Origin of the sequence: Cedecea sp. FDAARGOS_727, assembly GCF_012273235.1 — a bacterium.
Classification (GTDB): Bacteria; Pseudomonadota; Gammaproteobacteria; order Enterobacterales; family Enterobacteriaceae; genus Cedecea; species Cedecea davisae.
The window spans coordinates 1,753,674-1,772,723 of sequence record NZ_CP050966.1; the positions used below are offsets into that span (position 1 = coordinate 1,753,674).

The window sequence follows — 19,050 nt, forward strand, 5'->3', positions numbered from 1 at the left end:
CGCACTAGCTCAGCAGGGGATCGAGTCCACCACGCGCATCCAGTGCGTACAAGTCATCGCAACCGCCAATGTGCTGTGCATCAATAAAAATCTGCGGAACCGTGGTGCGGCCACTGCGCTTGATCATCTCTTCACGCTTAGCGGCATCGCCGTCGATAGGCAATTCCTGGAACGTCACCCCTTTGCTAGTGAGCAGGGCTTTTGCGCGGTGGCAAAACGGGCAGGTCGCTTTAGTGTAGAGTTCAATATTCGCCATGGTTTACCTCAGTCTGTTCCAGATTATTTACCGCGAACCAGCGGCAGGTTTTCCCCGCTCCAGCCGGCGATGCCTTCTTTCAGCAGTGATACCTGCTCAAAACCTGCTTTATTTAACAGTGCGGCAGACTCTTGTGAAGAGACGCCGTTGGCGCACACCACAATCACCGGCTTCGCTTTGTGTTTTTCCAGCTCACCGAAGTTGCCGCTTTTGATTTCAGTTGGCAGCACGTTCAGCGAGTTAGCAATGTGGCCTTTACGGAAATCGTCACGCTGGCGCACATCAACAACTACCGCGTCTTCTTTGTTAATTAAGCGGGTAGCTTCACCACGGGTAATGACTTTAACTTTGGAGGTTAACCCCTTAAAGGTCATGAAAAGTACCGCGGCCAGCAAACCGACCCACGCCAGACTAAGTATGGGGTGACGGCCAACGAATTGCATAATTTCTTGCATGGGGGTAGTAACTCCCGACTAAGTAATGATGAGAAAACCAGGTGGGGAGTATACCTTCGCGTTGTGGCAATTACAGCCAGTCTGAATAATGTTATGTGGATTCTGCGTGCTGTTACGGAAAAAAAGAACCGGACTGAAGCAATCCGATCGCCATCCAACCCCTTTCTTTGATCTTCTGCGGCTATTTGCCGGGATCGCCTGTAGTAAAATTACGCAAATTTTTTGTCTTTGACTCAGAGGTTGTTGCAATGTCGGTTACTAAAAAACCTATGGTTCTGGTGATTCTCGATGGCTACGGCCACCGTGAAGAGCAGCAGGATAATGCCATTCTTAATGCTAAAACTCCGGTGATGGATAGCCTGTGGGCTCAACGTCCGCATACCCTGATCAACGCTTCAGGGCTTGAAGTTGGCCTGCCTGACGGGCAAATGGGTAACTCCGAAGTTGGCCACGTAAACCTGGGCGCAGGGCGTATTGTTTACCAGGACCTGACTCGCCTGGACGTTGAAATTAAAGAACGTACTTTCTTTGCTAATCCGGTGCTTACCGCTGCCGTTGACAAAGCAGTTGCCGCAGGAAAAGCCGTTCACATTATGGGGCTGGCTTCCGCAGGCGGCGTTCATAGCCACGAAGATCACATCCTTGCGATGATCGAGCTGGCGGCCGAGCGCGGTGCCGAAGCTATCTATCTGCACGCTTTCCTCGACGGCCGCGATACGCCGCCGCGCAGCGCTGAATCTTCGCTGAAAAAATTTGCTGATAAATTTGCCGCTCTGGGCAAAGGCCGTGTCGCCACCGTGATTGGCCGCTACTACGCGATGGACAGGGATAACCGTTGGGATCGTGTTGAACTGGCTTATGACCTGATGACTCAGGCCAAAGGTGAATACCAGGCCGAAACGGCGGTCGCCGCTCTGGAAGCCGCCTACGCGCGTGATGAGAATGACGAATTCGTCAAACCAACCGTTATCCGCGCCGCCGGTGAAGCCGAGTCCATCATGAACGACGGCGATGCGCTGATCTTCATGAACTTCCGTGCCGACCGCGCCCGCCAGATTACCCGCGCCTTCGTTAACGCCGACTTTGACGGCTTCAGCCGTAAAAAAGTCGTTCAGTTTGGTGATTTCGTGATGCTGACTGAATACGCTGCGGACATTAAAACTGCCTGTGCTTATCCACCAGCCTCCCTGAGCAATACCTTCGGCGAGTGGATGGCGAAGCACAACAAAACCCAGCTGCGTATTTCCGAAACCGAGAAATATGCTCACGTTACCTTCTTCTATAACGGCGGTGTGGAAGAGCCGTTTGCCGGTGAAGACCGCGTGCTGGTGAACTCGCCGAAAGTAGCAACCTACGATTTGCAGCCGGAAATGAGCTCGTTAGAACTGACCGACAAGCTGCTTAGCGCCATCAACAGCGGTAAGTACGATACCATCATCTGTAACTACCCGAATGGCGATATGGTTGGCCACACCGGTGTTTATGAAGCGGCTATTTCTGCGGTCGAAGCGCTGGATAACTGCGTTGCTCAGGTGGTTAAAGCCGTTGAAGCCGTTGGCGGCCAGTTGCTGATCACCGCAGACCACGGCAACGCCGAACAAATGCGCGATCCGGCTACCGGCCAGGCGCACACCGCCCACACCAGCCTGCCGGTTCCGCTGATTTATATTGGCGAGAAAAATCTGAAAGCGGTAGAAGGCGGCAAGCTGTCCGACATCGCGCCAACCATGCTGAGCCTGATGGACATGGAAATCCCGCAAGAGATGACTGGCAAGCCGCTGTTCATCGTGGAATAATCCCTCCCCATGAGGGGAAAGGCGATTTTTTCAAACACCTGGGCTGTGAAGCCCGTTATCTACGCCAGCGTGCTCAGCGCTGGCGTCTTGTTATGCTCTTTTTCCAGTCACGCCGATGACAAACAGCAGCTACAGTCTATTCAGCAGGATATCGCCGCCAAAGAGCGCGCGGTACGCCAGCAGCAGCAACAGCGATCGGTTCTGCTGGCTCAGTTGAAGACCCAGGAAGAAGCGATTTCTGCCGCCAGCCGTAAGCTGCGCGAGACGCAAAACACGCTCGCTGATTTAAATAATCAAATTGCCACCCTGAATAACTCTCTCGCAAAGCTGCAAAAACAGCAGGCAACCCAGGAACGCAACCTGGCGGCCCAGCTGGATGCCGCATTCCGTCAGGGGCAGCATACCGGTCTTCAGCTGATCCTCAGCGGTGAGGAAAGCCAGCGTGGCCAGCGCCTGCAGGCCTATTTTGGCTATCTCAATACCGCACGCCAGCAGACCATCGAAGAGTTAAAGCAAACCAAAGCGGAAGCTGCACAGCAAAAGTCCGAGCTGGAAGGTAAACAAAGCGAACAGCAAACGCTGCTTTATGAGCAACAGGCGCAGCAGGCCAAACTAGAAAGCGCACGCAACGAACGCAAGAAAACCCTCGCCGGGCTGGAGTCATCCATCCAGCAAGATCAGCAGAAACTGAGCGAGATGCGCCAAAACCAGAGCCGCCTGCAAAACCAGATTGCCCGTGCGGAAGCCGCAGCCAAAGCCCGTGCCGAACGCGAAGCGCGAGAAGCAGAGCAGGTTCGCGACAAACAGCAGCAGGCGTCGAACAAAGGCACCACCTACAAGCCGACCGAAAGCGAGCGTTCGCTGATGTCCAGAACCGGCGGGCTGGGTTCCCCTCGCGGCCAGGCGTACTGGCCGGTTCGCGGTTCGTTACTTCATCGTTATGGCGAACAGCTGCAAGGTGAACTACGTTGGAAAGGTATCGTTATCGGCGCGTCAGAGGGAACGGAAGTTAAAGCCATTGCTGACGGGCGCGTTATTCTTGCCGACTGGCTGCAGGGCTACGGCCTTGTGGTGGTAATCGAGCATGGTAAAGGCGATATGAGTCTCTACGGCTACAACCAGAGCGCATTGGTCAGCGTGGGCACCCAGGTGCGCGCGGGCCAGGCTATCGCGCTCGTGGGTAGCAGTGGCGGCCAGGGCCGTCCGTCACTCTATTTCGAAATTCGTCGCCAGGGCCAGGCAGTGAATCCACAACCGTGGTTGGGAAGATAAGTTTTGCCTCAGTTTCGCACCTTTTTTTTCGCCGCCGCCAGCGGGCTAATGCTGGCAACAACCGCCTGGGCCGGTAAGCTCTCGATAGTTATCGATGATTTTGGCTATCGCCCTCAGCAGGAAAATCTGGTTCTGGCTCTGCCGACCAATGTCTCCGTCGCCGTCCTGCCCAACGCTCCTCACTCCCGTGAAATGGCCACCAAAGCTCATAATGCCGGTCATGAAGTGCTTATCCATCTGCCAATGGCTCCGCTGAGCAAGCAGCCTCTGGAGAAAGATACGCTGCGCCCGGATATGAGCAGCGAGGAGATAGAACGCATTATTCGTGATGCGGTGAATAAAGTGCCTTACGCGGTCGGGATGAACAACCATATGGGCAGCGCTATGACCTCCAGCCTGTTCGGCATGCAAAAGGTCATGCAGTCCCTGGAGCAATATAATCTCTACTTCCTCGATAGCATGACCATCGGCAACAGCCAGGCCACGCGCGCCGCGGCCGGAACCCGGGTGAAAGTGATTAAGCGTAAAGTGTTTCTCGACGATACCCAGAACGAAGCGGATATTCGCTTCCAGTTTAATCGGGCGATTCAGCTGGCCCGTAAAACTGGCTCGGCCATTGCTATCGGCCACCCGCATCCAGCGACCGTTCGTGTATTGCAGCAGATGATTTATAACCTGCCGCCGGACATTACTCTGGTGCGGCCGAGCAGCCTGCTGAACGAACCTCAAATTGACACCTCCACGCCGAATACCGCGCAGCCGGGCAAGCAACAGCCACCACGTAACCCGTTCCGGGGCGTGAAAATTTGTAAGCCGAAAAAGCCGCTTGAGCCGGTGTATGCGACGACCTACTTCAAAGTATTGAGCGAGAGTATTAGCGAAAGTTCGCTGGTGAAATATTTACAACATCAGTGGCAGGGCTGGGGTAAGCAGGCCTGATCGAGGAAGAAGCCAGAGGACTTTCGTCCTCTGGCTGCACGATTAATCCCAGCTCAGGATGACTTTACCGGATTGCCCGGAACGCATCGCATCAAAGCCTTTCTGGAACTCATCAATTGAGAAGCGGTGGGTAATGATTGGCGAAAGATCCAGACCGGACTGAATCAGAGCCGCCATTTTATACCAGGTTTCAAACATTTCCCGCCCGTAGATACCTTTAATAAACAGCCCTTTAAAGATAACTTTTGTCCAGTCGATAGACATATCGGACGGCGGAATACCCAGCATCGCAATGCGGCCGCCGTGGTTCATAGTGTCCAGCATGGCGCGAAACGCAGGAGGTGCACCGGACATCTCCAGACCGACGTCAAATCCTTCGGTCATCCCCAGCTCGCTCATCACGTCCTGCAGGCTTTCTTTGCTGACGTTAACCGCGCGGGTAATACCCATCTCACGAGCCAGCTCCAGGCGATATTCGTTCACGTCGGTAATGACAACGTTACGCGCCCCAACGTGTTTTGCTACCGCAGCCGCCATGATACCAATTGGGCCAGCTCCGGACACCAGCACATCTTCGCCCACCAGATCGAACGAAAGTGCGGTATGCACTGCGTTGCCGAATGGGTCAAAGATAGAGGCCAGGTCATCGGAGATATTGTCCGGAATTTTGAACGCATTAAAGGCCGGAATAACCAAATACTCGGCAAAACAGCCGGGGCGGTTCACACCAACGCCGGTAGTATTACGGCACAAGTGGGTACGCCCGCCGCGGCAGTTACGGCAGTGGCCGCAGGTGATGTGCCCTTCGCCAGAAACGCGGTCGCCAATTTTAAAACCTTTCACTTCCTGACCAATGCCCACCACTTCGCCCACGTATTCGTGGCCGACAACCATCGGCACTGGAATCGTTTTTTGCGACCATTCGTCCCAGTTGTAGATGTGCACGTCGGTGCCGCAGATGGCGGTTTTGCGGATTTTGATTAACAAATCGTTATGGCCCATTTCCGGCTTGGGCGCATCCGTCATCCAGATACCTTCTTCTGCTTTCAGTTTTGCTAATGCTTTCATGACCGCTCCCTTAAGCGATAACGCCTAATTGCTTACCGATGCGCGTAAATGCATCCACCGCACGTTCAATTTGCTCAGGGGTATGCGCCGCCGACATTTGGGTGCGAATACGCGCCTGACCTTTTGGCACCACCGGGTAGAAGAAGCCGGTGACGTAAATACCTTCTTTTTGCAGTTCACGAGCAAAGTTTTGCGCCACTACCGCCTCGCCCAGCATCACCGGAATGATTGCGTGGTCAGCCCCTGCGAGGGTAAAGCCGGCAGCGCTCATTTTTTCACGGAACAGGCGAGCGTTAGACCACAGACGCTCACGCAGGTCGGCGCCGGAAGCCAGCATCTCGAGTACTGTAATGGAGGCGGCAACAATGGCCGGAGCCAGAGAGTTGGAGAATAAATACGGGCGGGAACGCTGACGAAGCCACTCAATCACTTCTTTGCGGCCTGCGGTATAACCGCCAGATGCGCCGCCGAGCGCTTTACCTAAAGTACCGGTGATGATATCCACGCGATCCATCACTTCGCAGTATTCATGTGTACCGCGCCCGTTTTCGCCGACAAAACCGACGGCATGGGAGTCATCCACCATCACCAGCGCGTTGTATTTGTCCGCCAGGTCACAAACGCCTTTCAGGTTGGCAATCACGCCGTCCATGGAGAACACGCCGTCGGTAGCAATCATGACGTGGCGAGCACCGGCCGCACGCGCTTCTTTGAGTCGAGCTTCCAGTTCCTGCATGTCGTTGTTGGCATAGCGGTAGCGCTGGGCTTTGCACAAGCGAACGCCGTCGATGATTGACGCATGATTCAGCGCGTCAGAAATGATGGCGTCCTCCGGGCCGAGCAGCGTTTCAAATAGCCCGCCGTTGGCGTCAAAGCAGGAGGAATACAGAATCGCATCATCCATTCCAAGGAATTCCGCCAGCTTGCCTTCCAGCGCTTTATGGCTGTCCTGAGTTCCGCAGATAAAGCGCACAGAAGCCATACCAAACCCGTGCTTGTCCATCCCCTGCTTAGCCGCTTCAATCAGCTGCGGATGGTTAGCCAGTCCCAGATAGTTGTTGGCGCAGAAGTTGATAACGTGGCTGCCGTCGGCAACGGTGATATCCGCATTCTGGGCGGAGGTGATAATACGCTCTTCTTTAAATAACCCTTCCGCACGAGCCGTCTCGAGCTGGGAGGTCAACTGCTTGTAAAAATCTTCGCGCATCGCGATTCTCCAGGCATGGCAAATTTCGGCACATATTACCCAAACCTATACCAGGAGACGAGATTACGCTTCAGGGAATCTGATTTTTGCAGGATAAATCACGTAACAAAACGTAGACAGCCGCCCTTTTGAGCGGGATAAAAAACACATCCGAAAGTGGCGTAATGTGTTGAATCCATTAGCTTTGTGAAAAACGCCATAAATTAACATAAATAAAAGGCCAGATAACTTCAGCGCTATCGGGCCAGCTCAAATAACATTCATCAGGATTATAATTAACTCCAGGGCGACTATTTCCTCGAAAGAAAAATTCTCAGCGCCTGCAGCCTGGCCCCCAAAGCTGAGCGTTTGAAGCAACGGAACAAATCGAACCATTTTCCCCTCCCAAGATAGTTAAGGGTAAATAATTCAGGCCGCTTGTAATAACACATAACAAAAATTCCCTGGTCATCATCCACAATGTTATGTTCCAGAGTTATTTTTTGACTTTCCATGACCAGAGGATAAAACTCTTTCCATTTATCCTGAGAGCCAACAATAGCACCACCGATAATATAGACATGGTTACCAATCATGAAATCAAACGCCTGCTGCAATGACTTTACATTCAGCCCTTTCTTGATGGTGAATAGATGCATAGTATTTTTATTAAATGGGAAATCCCAAACTTTTAAACCACGAGTCACTTTTAGCTCACGGCAATAACCAAAATCAACCCATGCAACCAGTGGAGTCTTTACCAATCCAGAATTAATAGCTTTATTGACAAAGTAGGTCTTTAGATTACAGACCAATACGTACTCTGGAGACCAATACTCTGGGTTTTTTAACTGCCTGGTCTCTAACTTATCCGTAAATGCTTCGTCATGTTGGATTTTCTCAATGAGACCACGAATATGTTTAAATTTATTTTTTATATCAATGGCAATAACTGTCGTAGGTTTTCCCTGTCGAATTGCTTCAACTCTTTCCTTAAGATCGGGTGAGGTGAAAACGACCATATCATTTTCTAAAGCAGCCAATCGCTCGAAATAATTAAAATAGACGTCAACAGAGCGGGCAAGTTGATCACGGAACCCTTTATTAGCAGTCCACTCCCCTCTACCAATATCAAAATATGCCGTTACAATCGTGGTAGATGATTTCATCGCCAATAAAAACCATTAATATAAAGAAATATATTATATCACAATAACTTACTCTCTGTACACAGTACGTTTTGTGTGCAGGCATCAATCTTATTAGCAGCTTTCAATTAAATAACCTTCCCGATAAAAATTGAAAACATAGCCAATAGCCCGTCAATGTAACTCTCCGAGACAGTTGGTTTACCTCACTGTGTAAATGGCTGAAGGGATGCAAATGTGATGGTATGATTATGCACATTCAGGTCTGAGATTGTCTCTGACTCCATAATTTGAAGGTTACAGTTATGATCATCGTTACTGGCGGCGCCGGAATGATCGGCAGCAACATTGTTAAATCCCTGAATGATCAGGGCTACCGGGATATCCTGGTTGTCGACAATCTGAAGGACGGCACCAAGTTCGCCAACCTGGTTGACCTGGATATCGCCGACTATATGGATAAGGAAGACTTCCTGATCCAGATTATGGCCGGTGAAGAGTTTGGCGATATCGAAGCTATCTTCCACGAAGGTGCCTGCTCTTCCACCACCGAGTGGGATGGCAAGTACATGATGGATAACAACTATCAGTACTCCAAAGAGGTGCTTCACTATTGCCTGGAGCACGAAATTCCGTTCCTGTATGCCTCTTCCGCAGCCACTTACGGCGGCCGCAATAAAGACTTTATTGAATCCCGCGAGTTTGAGCAGCCTCTGAATGTTTATGGCTACTCAAAGTTCCTGTTCGACGAATATGTACGCCAGATCCTGCCTGAAGCCAACTCACAGGTTACCGGCTTCCGCTACTTCAACGTCTACGGACCGCGCGAAGGCCACAAAGGCAGCATGGCAAGCGTAGCATTCCACCTTAATACCCAGTTAAACAACGGCGAGAACCCAAAACTGTTTGAAGGCAGCGACAGTTTCAAACGTGACTTCATCTATGTGGGCGACGTGGCTGCGGTCAATCTGTGGTTCTGGCAGAATGGCGTGTCAGGTATTTTCAACTGCGGAACAGGCCGTGCAGAGTCCTTCCAGGCCGTAGCGGATGCCGCGCTGGCGTTCCACAAGAAAGGCAGTATCGAGTACATTCCTTTCCCGGATAAGCTGAAAGGCCGCTACCAGGCTTACACCGAAGCCGACTTAACAAACCTGCGCGCCGCCGGCTACGACAAGCCGTTTAAAACCGTAGCCGAAGGGGTTGCGGAGTATATGACATGGTTAAATCGTGACGCATAAGCAGGCCAACTGAAGCATGAAAATTCTGGTGATTGGCCCGTCATGGGTGGGCGACATGATGATGTCGCAAAGTCTCTATCGCACGCTCAAGGCGCGTTATCCCCAGGCGATAATTGATGTGATGGCACCCGCGTGGTGCCGTCCATTATTATCCCGCATGCCGGAAGTTAACGAGGCAATAGCCATGCCGCTCGGCCACGGCGCGCTGGAAATCGGCGAACGTCGCCGTCTTGGCCACAGCCTGCGTAATAAGCACTACGATCGCGCTTACGTCCTGCCAAACTCGTTCAAGTCCGCTCTGGTTCCCTTCTTTGCCAAAATTCCTCATCGTACCGGCTGGCTAGGCGAAATGCGTTATGGCCTGCTCAACGACAGCCGGAAGTTGGACAAACAGGCGTGGCCGCTAATGGTGGAGCGCTATGTCGCTCTTGCATACGACAAGGGCGTTATGCAATCCGCCAAAGACTTACCCCAACCGCTGCTGTGGCCTAAGTTACAGGTTAATGAGGGCGAGAAAGCGCAGACCTGCGCCGCCTTCAATCTCGACCAGCAGCGCCCGATTATAGGTTTTTGTCCTGGTGCAGAGTTTGGCCCGGCTAAACGCTGGCCACATTATCATTACGCGGATCTGGCAGCCAAACTCATCGATGCTGGCTATCAGGTCGTGCTATTTGGCTCAGCCAAAGACAAAGATGCGGGTAACGATATTCTCGCCACGCTTACTACCGAACAGCAGGCCTGGTGCCGTAATCTTGCCGGTGATACTCAGCTTGAACAGGCCGTTATCCTGCTCTCCGCCTGCCAGGGCGTAGTGACTAATGATTCCGGCCTGATGCACGTTGCCGCCGCGCTAGGGCGCCCCCTGGTGGCGCTATATGGCCCAAGCAGCCCTGACTTCACGCCGCCGCTGTCCCACAAAGCAAAAGTAATCCGCCTGATTAGCGGCTACCATAAAGTACGCAAAGGTGATGCGGCAGAAGGGTATCACCAGAGCCTGATTGATATTACTCCGGACAGCGTGCTGGTCGCGTTAACCGAGCTGTTAACTACCAGTAAGGAAGACTAATGCGGGTGCTTCTGGTCAAAACGTCCTCAATGGGCGACGTACTGCATTCCCTTCCCGCGTTGACCGACGCGATGCATGCTATTCCGGGTATCAAATTCGACTGGGTTGTTGAAGAAGGTTTCGCTCAGATCCCCGGCTGGCATCCTGCCGTGGAGAATGTGTTTCCGGTCGCTATCCGTCGCTGGAGAAAGAGCTGGTTTGCTTCTGAGACGCGCGCCGAGCGCAAAGCATTCTACCAGATCCTGAAAGCCAGGAAATATGACTGCATTATCGACGCTCAGGGCCTGGTAAAGAGCGCGGCTCTGGTGACTCGTAATGCGCATGGCGTTAAACATGGCATGGACTGGAACAGCGCCCGTGAACCTTTAGCCAGCCTGTTCTACAACGTAAAACACAGCGTTGCCAAACAGCAACATGCTGTTGAACGTGTGCGTGAGCTTTTTGCCAAAAGTCTGGGCTATAGCAAGCCGCAAACTCAGGGCGATTACGCCATCGCGCGGCATTTCCTGAACAATCTGAACGCCGATAACGGCCAATATGCCGTATTCTTACATGCGACCACGCGGGATGATAAACACTGGCCGGAGACGAACTGGCGAGAGCTAATTGGTCTGCTGGAGGATTCAGGGATTCGCATTAAGCTGCCGTGGGGAGCACCTCATGAAGAAGCACGTGCAAAAAGACTGGCAGAAGGGTTTGATTTTGTTGATGTGTTACCGAAGATGACGCTGGAGGAAGTGGCTAAAGTGCTGGCGGGGGCAAAATATGTCGTTTCCGTTGATACAGGATTAAGTCATCTTACCGCAGCATTAGACCGGCCGAATGTGACGCTTTACGGACCGACAGATCCGGGTCTCATTGGTGGGTATGGGAAAAATCAGGTCGAGTGCCGGTCGCCCAGCAGCAGTCTTGGTGATTTGACTGCCTCTACCGTATTCAATCAACTTACGGTTAATATTTAAGCACTCGAATTTCGACAGCGGAGAAGAGATGGCCCATATATTATTTTTTTCTAATGAGAAAAAAAACTGGACCTTATACTGGAATAGAACGCTTGTATTCTTGTTTATCGCCACCTATTTTTTAGGAAATATCACTCGTTATAAGCATCTCATTGTTATGCTGATGGCGATAACGACAATTTTATATCTTTGTAGACAACCACGGCACTACTTACCTGTTTTCAAAACGTTTCTCTTCTACAGCGTTGCTTTTTTAACCGTTGCTGTATTACTTTCTCTACTACAAACCCCTGATTTCAAAGCCAGTTTGAAAGAAATCAGCAGATCTGTTTTAGAAAACACACTATTGTGCACTATCGCTATCCCTGTTTTGCTAAGAAATGAAAGCAAAGAGTTAATTTCAAAGCTGATTTTCTTTTCTTTCATTACGGCACTGAGCTTACGCTGCTTATCAGAACTCATATTTTATTATCAGGATTATAAACAGGGAATTATGCCGTTTACAGATTATCGGCATCGCAGTATTTCTGATTCGATGGTATTTCTCTTCCCGGCCCTCCTCAGCATGTGGTTAATTAAATCACTAAAATACAGGATTGGGTTCATTATGCTGAGCCTGGTTTATCTACTTCTTATTTTAGGTACACTTTCACGGGGTGCATGGCTTTCCGTATTGGTTGTTAGCCTTATATGGGTTTTATTAAATAAGCAATGGAAACTGCTTATTACAGGGATCATAATTTCAGCGATTGCGCTGGCAGCAATTTTCTCACATAAGCAAATGTCTGCAAATCTGACATTTAAACTTCAGCAAACCGACAGCTCTTATCGCTATACAAATGGTACGCAAGGCAGTGCCTACGATCTTATTATGGAAAACCCCATTACTGGATACGGTTTTGGGAACGTTGCTTATAAAGACGTCTACAATAAGCGTGCTGTTGATTATCCTGACTGGACTTTTCGTGAATCTATTGGACCACATAATTTAGCATTATTTGTTTGGTTTGGTACCGGTTTACTCGGATTGACTGGCCTGTTACTGATTTATGCAGCAATTACAAAAGAGTGTCTTGCAAACGCTTTTGAGAGAAGCCAGTACTCTCAAATAAATGCATACATGATTATTTTATTATCATTTATCGGCTATTTCATTATTCGAGGAAATGTTGAGCAAATACAGTTGGACCTGTTAGGTATACTGATTGGTTTTCTGATAGCCATGAAAAATAAATAATAAAACCTCAAAAATAAAAGAGGCTACATTCCGTAGCCTTTTTTATTAATGAAACCAGTTATGAATAACTTCCTCAAAGTGTTGTGTGACGCCATCCCAGCTAAAATGTTCATATACATAGCTCTGACCACGTTTAGCAACAATATCTATATCATTACTTTGCAACGTACTCATTATATCCTGAGCAATAGAGTCCGCCGTCATTGGTTCTCGCAGATGAAAACCTGTTTCTCCCTTCCTGGCGAACTCAACCATACCGCCACGAGTACTAACCAACACGGGTTTACCTGCTCCCATTGCCTCGATGGCCACCATACAGAATGGTTCCTGGAACTGAGACGGAATAACAACTAAATCAGCAAGAGGGTAGTAACGGTGTATTTGCTCGGGTGCTATACTTCCCAGCATGAGGCATTGGTTCTGCAAACGTTCAGCAATCTCAACAACTTCACGTTGATAGGCACCATTCTCACCCTTATTCACTTCCTGGTGATCACCAACCACCACAAGCTTTAGATTTTGATGCTTCGCAGTGAGTTTTTCAAATGCCTGCATCAATAGTAAGACACCTTTATCCGGTACAATACGCCCCGCATAGAAGATAACCTTGTCCTTATCAGCAATATCCAAACTTGCTCTGGAAACCGACTCATAAGAGGACTGATAAATATCTAAATCAATTCCATTGGGTACAATCACAATATCTGCATCTGGCAAATACTTCTGATAGTAATCCTTCAGGAAAAAACTCGGTACAATCATTTTTACATCTTGCTCAAGCATTTTAGGCTCGAACGCATTATGCATATGAATAACGATTTTTTGTTGTGGAGCACGCTGTCGAATCTGGTGATACAGCTTCATACTGTTATGCACAACAACGACACTTTCATCTGTGATATGAAAGTCTTTTGCAATATTCAGTATTCGTTGTGAGTACGGCAGCGGGTCAAGGCGGGTCCACTTCTGGAAGAGACGCTTATAGATTCGACTAAAACCAATTCGATAGATGCTGCAGTTATCGTTTACCGGAGTAAAATCCGCATATCCTTCGTTTTTAATACACACTAACCGGTTTGGAATTGATGTTCTCTGTGCTACCTGATACATCCATGTTTCGACAGCTGCGGCTCCACGAGGAGGAATAGAGAAAATAGGTGTCACAGTAAATATAATTTTATCAACCATAAAATCTTAACCTTTCATTAAATTATATTTTGCTGCTGCTAAGAGGCCACTTATTACTTTACCCTGATAAAGCAGGTGTTTATATTTCTCTCTATACTCATGTTTTTTTACAGCAGCCTGGTAAGGTATTCCTTTCCATGGTGAAAGCTCATAAACCGTACGGAAAAACTGTGCTGCCGGATAATCAACCCAATCATGCCACGGCTTAGTCACACCGGTGTAATGTATAAAAACAGTATCCTCTTTGATAAATTTCTTATAGTAACCACTTTCTTTTTTCTCAAACTCTGACTTCAAAGAGTAAATAGTATTATATTCCCCTGGTAATATCTTTGCATGATTTAGGAACATAATATTTAAAATATCCTGATCAGGGTACTTCAATTTAGCTACAATATCTTCATCGGCGAGTAAATTAAAAAACTTTGCTGTCAACTCGGACTTTAACCATTGCTTTAAATTAATATACATTACTCCAGAATTAAAATAATGCCCTTCAAATTCTGAATTCTGTAACCGTACGGCACTCTTTCTCTGCATTGAATCGACGTCAATCACCACAGCGCCATACTCTTCATTAAATTCTAAAGAGACAAGATCTTGTAGGGATCCTTTACATGTAACGTCAGCATCCAGATAGAGTAAACTATCAAGGCGCTCAGAGAAATAATCAAATGAAAGCAAACGATAATATATAGATACAGGCCAAATGTTGGTTCTGGGCAGCGAAATCAGCGGTGCAGAATCAATATGATATAATTTAATAACAGTTTTATACTGCTCTGCTAATTGTGTTAAAAGCTCAATATAGTCATTATCTAAATAGTCAGCAATAATATGAAAGGTAAAATCAGTATCATGCTGTTTATTACTTTCAAGAATTGATGCAATAGATATTGCAGCACCAACCTGATAATTCCTATCAATCCCCCAAGAAATATTAAAAGTCGAACGATCTTCACATTTTTCAGAGCGACGATCCAGAACGATTATATTTTTAAATTGAGTAAGTTTTTTAAAATCCAATTTTAATAACCTTTCATCACAACTCATTGTGCAGTATAAAATTATGGTTATATATTACAGCCGTCACTTTATTATTCTTTGCATTTAGCAACGTAGTAATTAATATAATTCATAATGCCATGGAAGTAGCGCTTTTGATTAAATTGATGCTTAGCAGAGTATCTATATTGATGACTATTTATTGGCTTAAGAAGCTCAACACTCTGCCATGGCGAGGCTGCTTTAGCCGTCAGGAAGCTCAGAGAAACAGGATAACTCGCCCAGTTATGCCATGGCTTTGTTGGCCCTACATAATGAATAAAAACGGTTTCATCATTGACGGGATTAACAACGTTATCTTTCAACTCATAATTTATGCTGAAACGTGTATTATATTTCCCATTAATGAAATTAACTTTCCCAACCAACAGCACATTTAGTACGTCTTGATCAAGATGAGTTATTTTCTCAACCCACACCGGATCACGCAGCATTTCTATTGCTTTAGAGGAAATATTATTCGCATTCCACTCATTAATATTAATAAGCAGAAAGCCTGCATTGAAGTAGCCGGAAATCAACTCTGGGGTCGAAAGAGTAATAGAACGATTAGTCCACCAATCAATATCTCGTTCAACAACTACTGCGGCAATTTCTTTATCCGAAAAAGTATAGTTCGCTAACTCCTGGATGCTTCCTTTACAAGCAATATCCGCGTCCAGATAGAGAAGCTTATCAAGCTTGCCATAAAGATAATCAGCAATAATAAACCTAAAATAAGTCGCGTAACTCCAGTTTTTTGTGCTGGGCAAGGACTTAAGTTTTTCGCAGTTAATCACATAAATATGAATACATGTTTTATATTGCTTAGCTAATGCCGAGAATCGAATTTTATCATCTTCACTGAAATGGTCAGTGAAAACATGAAACTCAAAGCATGCTGACGGATTACTCAACAGGATTGATGAAATAGCTACGCCACATCCAAAAAGAAAATTCTTATCAATACCAAAAGCTATATTTAAAACATCATCAGCATTCACTCTCTGATGATTGAATTCGAAAGCCGAAAGCATGATATCTTCATCACTGAATTGAGACATTTTTAATTCTTATCCAATTTAAATGAATAGGTCACTGGAACCTTTAAGGTTCACTTTACAGGCAGCTATAACGATTTACGAATCGTTCTTTCCTTTATTTTGTTCGCTTTTTCTTCCGCTTTAGCCAACAGTGCATGTTCTGTTTCTATCATCTCTCTTAGAGGCTGATTAGAATAGCGCTTCATAAACCGCCAAATATCCCGCTGAGTCAGCCCAATATTCATCGATGAGAAGTAAAGTCCGATAAGATCCTTGTCCCGCCAACGGAGAGGAACTTTTGAACGAATCTGCGCGCGATGCAGGTCAATTACCGAAATCTTTAAGTCGCTTTCCTGGCCATCAAACGGCAGATGCAATAAAAAGTGGCAAATATAGCAATCACGATGGTTCACGCCGCCGCCGTGCATTTTGCGCACCATAGCGGCAACACGCCCGATCAGCATCCGCTTTACTTTCACATCAGGCGGGTTAGTTGCCCAGTCGGCGCAGTAATCTTCGAGGCTAATTGTTGGGGTCAGATCTTCGGTAATGATAAATGACGTTTTATTGATTGGATTCAGCCCTTTTTCACCAAATCCAACGCCCTGCATGGTGTCCACATCCAGCGCCTTCAGGCGATGAATAGCCTTCCATTCACGGTCGGCACCCAGGACCGGCATACGGAATGAAATAAGGTTTTTTACGACTTCTTTAAAGGCAGTGCCCTGGTGCCATTTCAGGAAATAGCTCTTTCCTGCGGCTTCGAAGCGAAGCGTTCGCCGGGTTTCCAGCTCGCGAAAAACCTCACCCTGAAGCTTTTTAACTTCAGCAAAAACATCCTTACCCCGCCAAAGGGAGGCAAAAGGCTCTTTTAAATCAACCACGCGGCTCCCCCACAATAATGTCAGCTGCTTTTTCTGCCAGGCTATAAATGTCCTGGGTGCAGGCGTAATGACGGGCATGTTCGGCCCAAAGCTGGCGCTGCTCTGTGTTCGTCAGAGCGCCAGATAAAGCCTCATTTAGCGACTTTTGATTAAACGGCTCGGCAATTACCCTGCCGCATTTTGCATCCGCAATATAATGCGCGTAGCCGCAAACCTCCGTCACAAGGATAGGCAATCCGGCTGCAATAGCCTCGAGCAGCACAATCCCGGCCGCCTCCTGATAGGCAGGGTGGATAAGCAAGTCGGCGGCAATCATCAGTTCAGAGACGTCATTTCGCCCGGAAAAGAAACGAACCCGGTTTTCCACGCCACGTTTTTGCGCTAATGCCTTAAAGCGCCCAGGTTTATCCTGGCCGACGACAAATAACGTGGTCCTGTTGCGAATGGCTTCTGGCAAAGCAGCAAGCGCCTCAATAGAGCGATCGACCCCTTTACGCGAAAAATCGGAACCTACCTGCAATACAAGGTAGTCCTCTGCGCCAATCTCATTTTTTTCCCGATAACGATCCCGGCTTCCTGGCTGATGGTTATCGAATCTACGATCAGGATAGATGCCGGGAGGAAGGATCAGGAAACGGGAGGATTCCGTGCCGTAGTGTTTTTCAAAGTCAGCGATTTGCTTATCCGTCAGCATAAGCAGTTTTGTCGGTTTTCCCTGCTCGAATGTGGCTCGTTCGAACTCCGCATAGTGCCGATAGCGGGAAGTCAGGCGGTAAAAGAAACCTTTTTCTTTTGCCACTTTCTCGGCGTAACAAACGTCGGCGGCGTAATAAACATCCAGGCCCGGCATTTTATTAAAGCCAACCACTCGCGCGACCGGATGCTGGCTAAGATGCGCCTTCACCCACTGATAATATTCGGTATTTCGGCCATGGTTTGTCTTTGAGCGAACCGGGACGGTAATAATCTCAAATTCTTCAGGCTTATCCCCTTGCCAGGACTGCACGTAAACGCGAACAGCATGACCACGCGCTGCAACCGCCTGCGCAATACGCATGAAGTCCCGCTGCAGGCCACCAAAGGGAAAATATTTATACAGGCAAAAAGCAACGGTCATAGTGTTCCGCCAGTTTGTGGCTCTGCCTCAGTTACGGGGAGCATTTTTGAAACGGCGGCAATCACATCCTCTGCGGGGATAACCGACATGTATTTTTTATTCCGATCGAGCTGAGCTCGAGGGGGCATCGGTTGATAGTTACCCGCCCAGAACTGGGTAATCTGCTCGGTCCATGGACGCCAGTAAACATGATCCGTTGCGCCAAACAGGCTAATTACCGGCGTTTTCACCGCAGCAGCAATATGCCCGGGAGCAGAGTCAACGCCGATGAACAATGCCGCGTGATCGATTAATGCACCCAACTCGGGGAAACTCGTCTTGCCGGCGAGCGCCACAATCGGGGGGCGCTGGCAACCCTGTGCAATTTCGTTAACGCAGGCAAGGTCGGCAGCGCCTGGGCCGGAAGTCAATACAACCGGAAACCCCTTATCCTGCAAGAAATCAATAACCCGTGAAAACTTGTCGTTATCCCAGCATTTAAACAGCTGCCGGGCAGTCGGCTGGATGACAACATAGTTATCTCTGATACCTTGCTCATCCAGCATTCCACGAATCTTCTGCCAGTCCGCCGGGGCATAAAACAGGGTCGTTTCGGTACAGAAATCGGTAATGCCCAAAGGAGCCAGAACGGAAAGACTGGCTTCAACCACATGATCGCCAACAACAGGAGCAAGATGGGTGAAGCTATTTTTCCAGAACGATGATTGCCGATGATCGTAATCCTGGGAAATTTTTACCGCCGGGCCAAGGCAACGAACCATCATTGCCACGCTCCACTGATCGGTCAGGTTTACTATCAGATCATATTGGTTCTTTCGCAGGCGGCTTATCAGCGAGAGGAAATTACTGATTTTCTTTCCGGTCTTTACGCCTTTGTTGCTTATACCGTAACTTGCATTGATTTCTGGGTTTCCAGAAAGAATCGGAATCGTATCCTGATACTGCAGGACATCTATTTTTGCTTCAGGATAGTTGCGCTTGAGGGTACCGATCACGGGCGTTGTCAGCAACATATCGCCGTGAAAGCGCATTTTTATCACCAGAATTCTTTTAAATGTCGTATTCACCGTCGGCTCTTAATATCAGCAATACTGAAAAACAAAAAAACACGCTACCGCCCCAGGCTCAACAGCTACCTGTCCACTGACAAC

The 19,050-nt window shown here is 48.3% G+C and carries 18 protein-coding genes; 7 read left to right on the forward strand and 11 right to left on the reverse strand.

What is annotated here, in order from left to right:
- Nucleotides 1-4: 4 nt before the first annotated feature.
- The gene (grxC, locus tag FOC35_RS08440) at nucleotides 5-256 is read right to left on the reverse strand and encodes a glutaredoxin 3 (protein WP_172568656.1); all 252 of its coding nucleotides are present in this window, start codon (nucleotides 254-256) and stop codon (nucleotides 5-7) included.
- Nucleotides 257-279: 23 nt separating this feature from the next.
- Nucleotides 280-711 carry a rhodanese-like domain-containing protein gene (locus FOC35_RS08445; RefSeq protein ID WP_016538904.1) on the reverse strand — a complete coding sequence of 144 codons (432 nt, stop codon included), beginning with the start codon at nucleotides 709-711 and terminating at the stop codon, nucleotides 280-282.
- A 248-nt stretch (nucleotides 712-959) separates the two neighbouring features.
- Here FOC35_RS08445 and gpmM point away from each other — a divergent pair, with 248 nt between their 5' ends.
- From gpmM to FOC35_RS08460, 3 genes are read left to right on the forward strand one after another with little or no spacing between them, the layout of a single operon-like run.
- The gene (gene gpmM, locus FOC35_RS08450) at nucleotides 960-2,507 is read left to right on the forward strand and encodes a 2,3-bisphosphoglycerate-independent phosphoglycerate mutase (protein ID WP_172568657.1); all 1,548 of its coding nucleotides are present in this window, start codon (nucleotides 960-962) and stop codon (nucleotides 2,505-2,507) included.
- Between the two features lie 9 nt (nucleotides 2,508-2,516).
- The gene (envC, locus tag FOC35_RS08455) at nucleotides 2,517-3,779 is read left to right on the forward strand and encodes a murein hydrolase activator EnvC (RefSeq protein ID WP_172568658.1); all 1,263 of its coding nucleotides are present in this window, start codon (nucleotides 2,517-2,519) and stop codon (nucleotides 3,777-3,779) included.
- A gap of 48 nt (nucleotides 3,780-3,827) precedes the next feature.
- Nucleotides 3,828-4,718, forward strand: coding sequence for a divergent polysaccharide deacetylase family protein (locus FOC35_RS08460; RefSeq protein WP_254065389.1), 891 nt, complete (start codon nucleotides 3,828-3,830; stop codon nucleotides 4,716-4,718).
- 42 nt (nucleotides 4,719-4,760) lie between these two features.
- Here the strand turns inward: FOC35_RS08460 and tdh are convergent, their stop codons facing one another.
- The 3 genes from tdh to yibB form a co-directional block, all read right to left on the reverse strand.
- A complete protein-coding gene (tdh, locus tag FOC35_RS08465; RefSeq protein ID WP_016538899.1) occupies nucleotides 4,761-5,786 on the reverse strand; it encodes an L-threonine 3-dehydrogenase in 1,026 nt (341 codons plus the stop codon).
- 10 nt (nucleotides 5,787-5,796) lie between these two features.
- Nucleotides 5,797-6,993 carry a glycine C-acetyltransferase gene (gene kbl, locus FOC35_RS08470; RefSeq protein WP_172568660.1) on the reverse strand — a complete coding sequence of 399 codons (1,197 nt, stop codon included), beginning with the start codon at nucleotides 6,991-6,993 and terminating at the stop codon, nucleotides 5,797-5,799.
- A gap of 290 nt (nucleotides 6,994-7,283) precedes the next feature.
- Complete coding sequence (gene yibB / locus FOC35_RS08475; RefSeq protein ID WP_172568661.1) at nucleotides 7,284-8,141, reverse strand: protein YibB; 858 nt, start codon at nucleotides 8,139-8,141, stop codon at nucleotides 7,284-7,286.
- A gap of 284 nt (nucleotides 8,142-8,425) precedes the next feature.
- On the opposite strand from yibB, the gene rfaD reads away from it, so the two are divergent.
- From rfaD to rfaL, 4 genes are read left to right on the forward strand one after another with little or no spacing between them, the layout of a single operon-like run.
- Nucleotides 8,426-9,358, forward strand: a complete 933-nt coding sequence (gene rfaD, locus FOC35_RS08480) for an ADP-glyceromanno-heptose 6-epimerase (RefSeq protein ID WP_016538897.1) — start codon at nucleotides 8,426-8,428, stop codon at nucleotides 9,356-9,358.
- A gap of 16 nt (nucleotides 9,359-9,374) precedes the next feature.
- Nucleotides 9,375-10,424, forward strand: a complete 1,050-nt coding sequence (gene rfaF / locus FOC35_RS08485; RefSeq protein ID WP_172568662.1) for an ADP-heptose--LPS heptosyltransferase RfaF — start codon at nucleotides 9,375-9,377, stop codon at nucleotides 10,422-10,424.
- Nucleotides 10,424-11,386 (forward strand): lipopolysaccharide heptosyltransferase RfaC, encoded by a 963-nt coding sequence (gene rfaC / locus FOC35_RS08490; RefSeq protein ID WP_172568663.1) that lies wholly within the window; start codon nucleotides 10,424-10,426, stop codon nucleotides 11,384-11,386. Before rfaF ends, rfaC begins: the two co-directional genes overlap by 1 nt.
- A gap of 28 nt (nucleotides 11,387-11,414) precedes the next feature.
- Nucleotides 11,415-12,623 carry an O-antigen ligase RfaL gene (rfaL, locus tag FOC35_RS08495; protein WP_172568664.1) on the forward strand — a complete coding sequence of 403 codons (1,209 nt, stop codon included), beginning with the start codon at nucleotides 11,415-11,417 and terminating at the stop codon, nucleotides 12,621-12,623.
- 45 nt (nucleotides 12,624-12,668) lie between these two features.
- Here rfaL and FOC35_RS08500 read toward each other — a convergent pair whose 3' ends face one another.
- The 6 genes from FOC35_RS08500 to rfaQ all read right to left on the reverse strand — a co-directional run bounded on the left by FOC35_RS08500 (nucleotide 12,669) and on the right by rfaQ (nucleotide 18,966).
- Complete coding sequence (locus tag FOC35_RS08500; protein WP_172568665.1) at nucleotides 12,669-13,811, reverse strand: lipopolysaccharide N-acetylglucosaminyltransferase; 1,143 nt, start codon at nucleotides 13,809-13,811, stop codon at nucleotides 12,669-12,671.
- A gap of 6 nt (nucleotides 13,812-13,817) precedes the next feature.
- The gene (locus FOC35_RS08505; protein ID WP_172568666.1) at nucleotides 13,818-14,837 is read right to left on the reverse strand and encodes a glycosyltransferase; all 1,020 of its coding nucleotides are present in this window, start codon (nucleotides 14,835-14,837) and stop codon (nucleotides 13,818-13,820) included.
- 71 nt (nucleotides 14,838-14,908) lie between these two features.
- A complete protein-coding gene (gene waaO, locus FOC35_RS08510; RefSeq protein WP_172568667.1) occupies nucleotides 14,909-15,919 on the reverse strand; it encodes a lipopolysaccharide 3-alpha-galactosyltransferase in 1,011 nt (336 codons plus the stop codon).
- 65 nt (nucleotides 15,920-15,984) lie between these two features.
- Nucleotides 15,985-16,782, reverse strand: a complete 798-nt coding sequence (gene rfaP, locus FOC35_RS08515; RefSeq protein WP_172568668.1) for a lipopolysaccharide core heptose(I) kinase RfaP — start codon at nucleotides 16,780-16,782, stop codon at nucleotides 15,985-15,987.
- On the reverse strand, nucleotides 16,775-17,899 hold the full coding sequence (locus tag FOC35_RS08520) for a glycosyltransferase family 4 protein (protein WP_172568669.1): 1,125 nt from the start codon (nucleotides 17,897-17,899) through the stop codon (nucleotides 16,775-16,777). Before FOC35_RS08520 ends, rfaP begins: the two co-directional genes overlap by 8 nt.
- Entirely contained in the window at nucleotides 17,896-18,966 is a 1,071-nt protein-coding gene (gene rfaQ, locus FOC35_RS08525) for a lipopolysaccharide core heptosyltransferase RfaQ (RefSeq protein WP_172568670.1), read from the reverse strand. The genes FOC35_RS08520 and rfaQ overlap by 4 nt, the downstream gene beginning before the upstream one ends.
- Nucleotides 18,967-19,050: the final 84 nt, after the last annotated feature.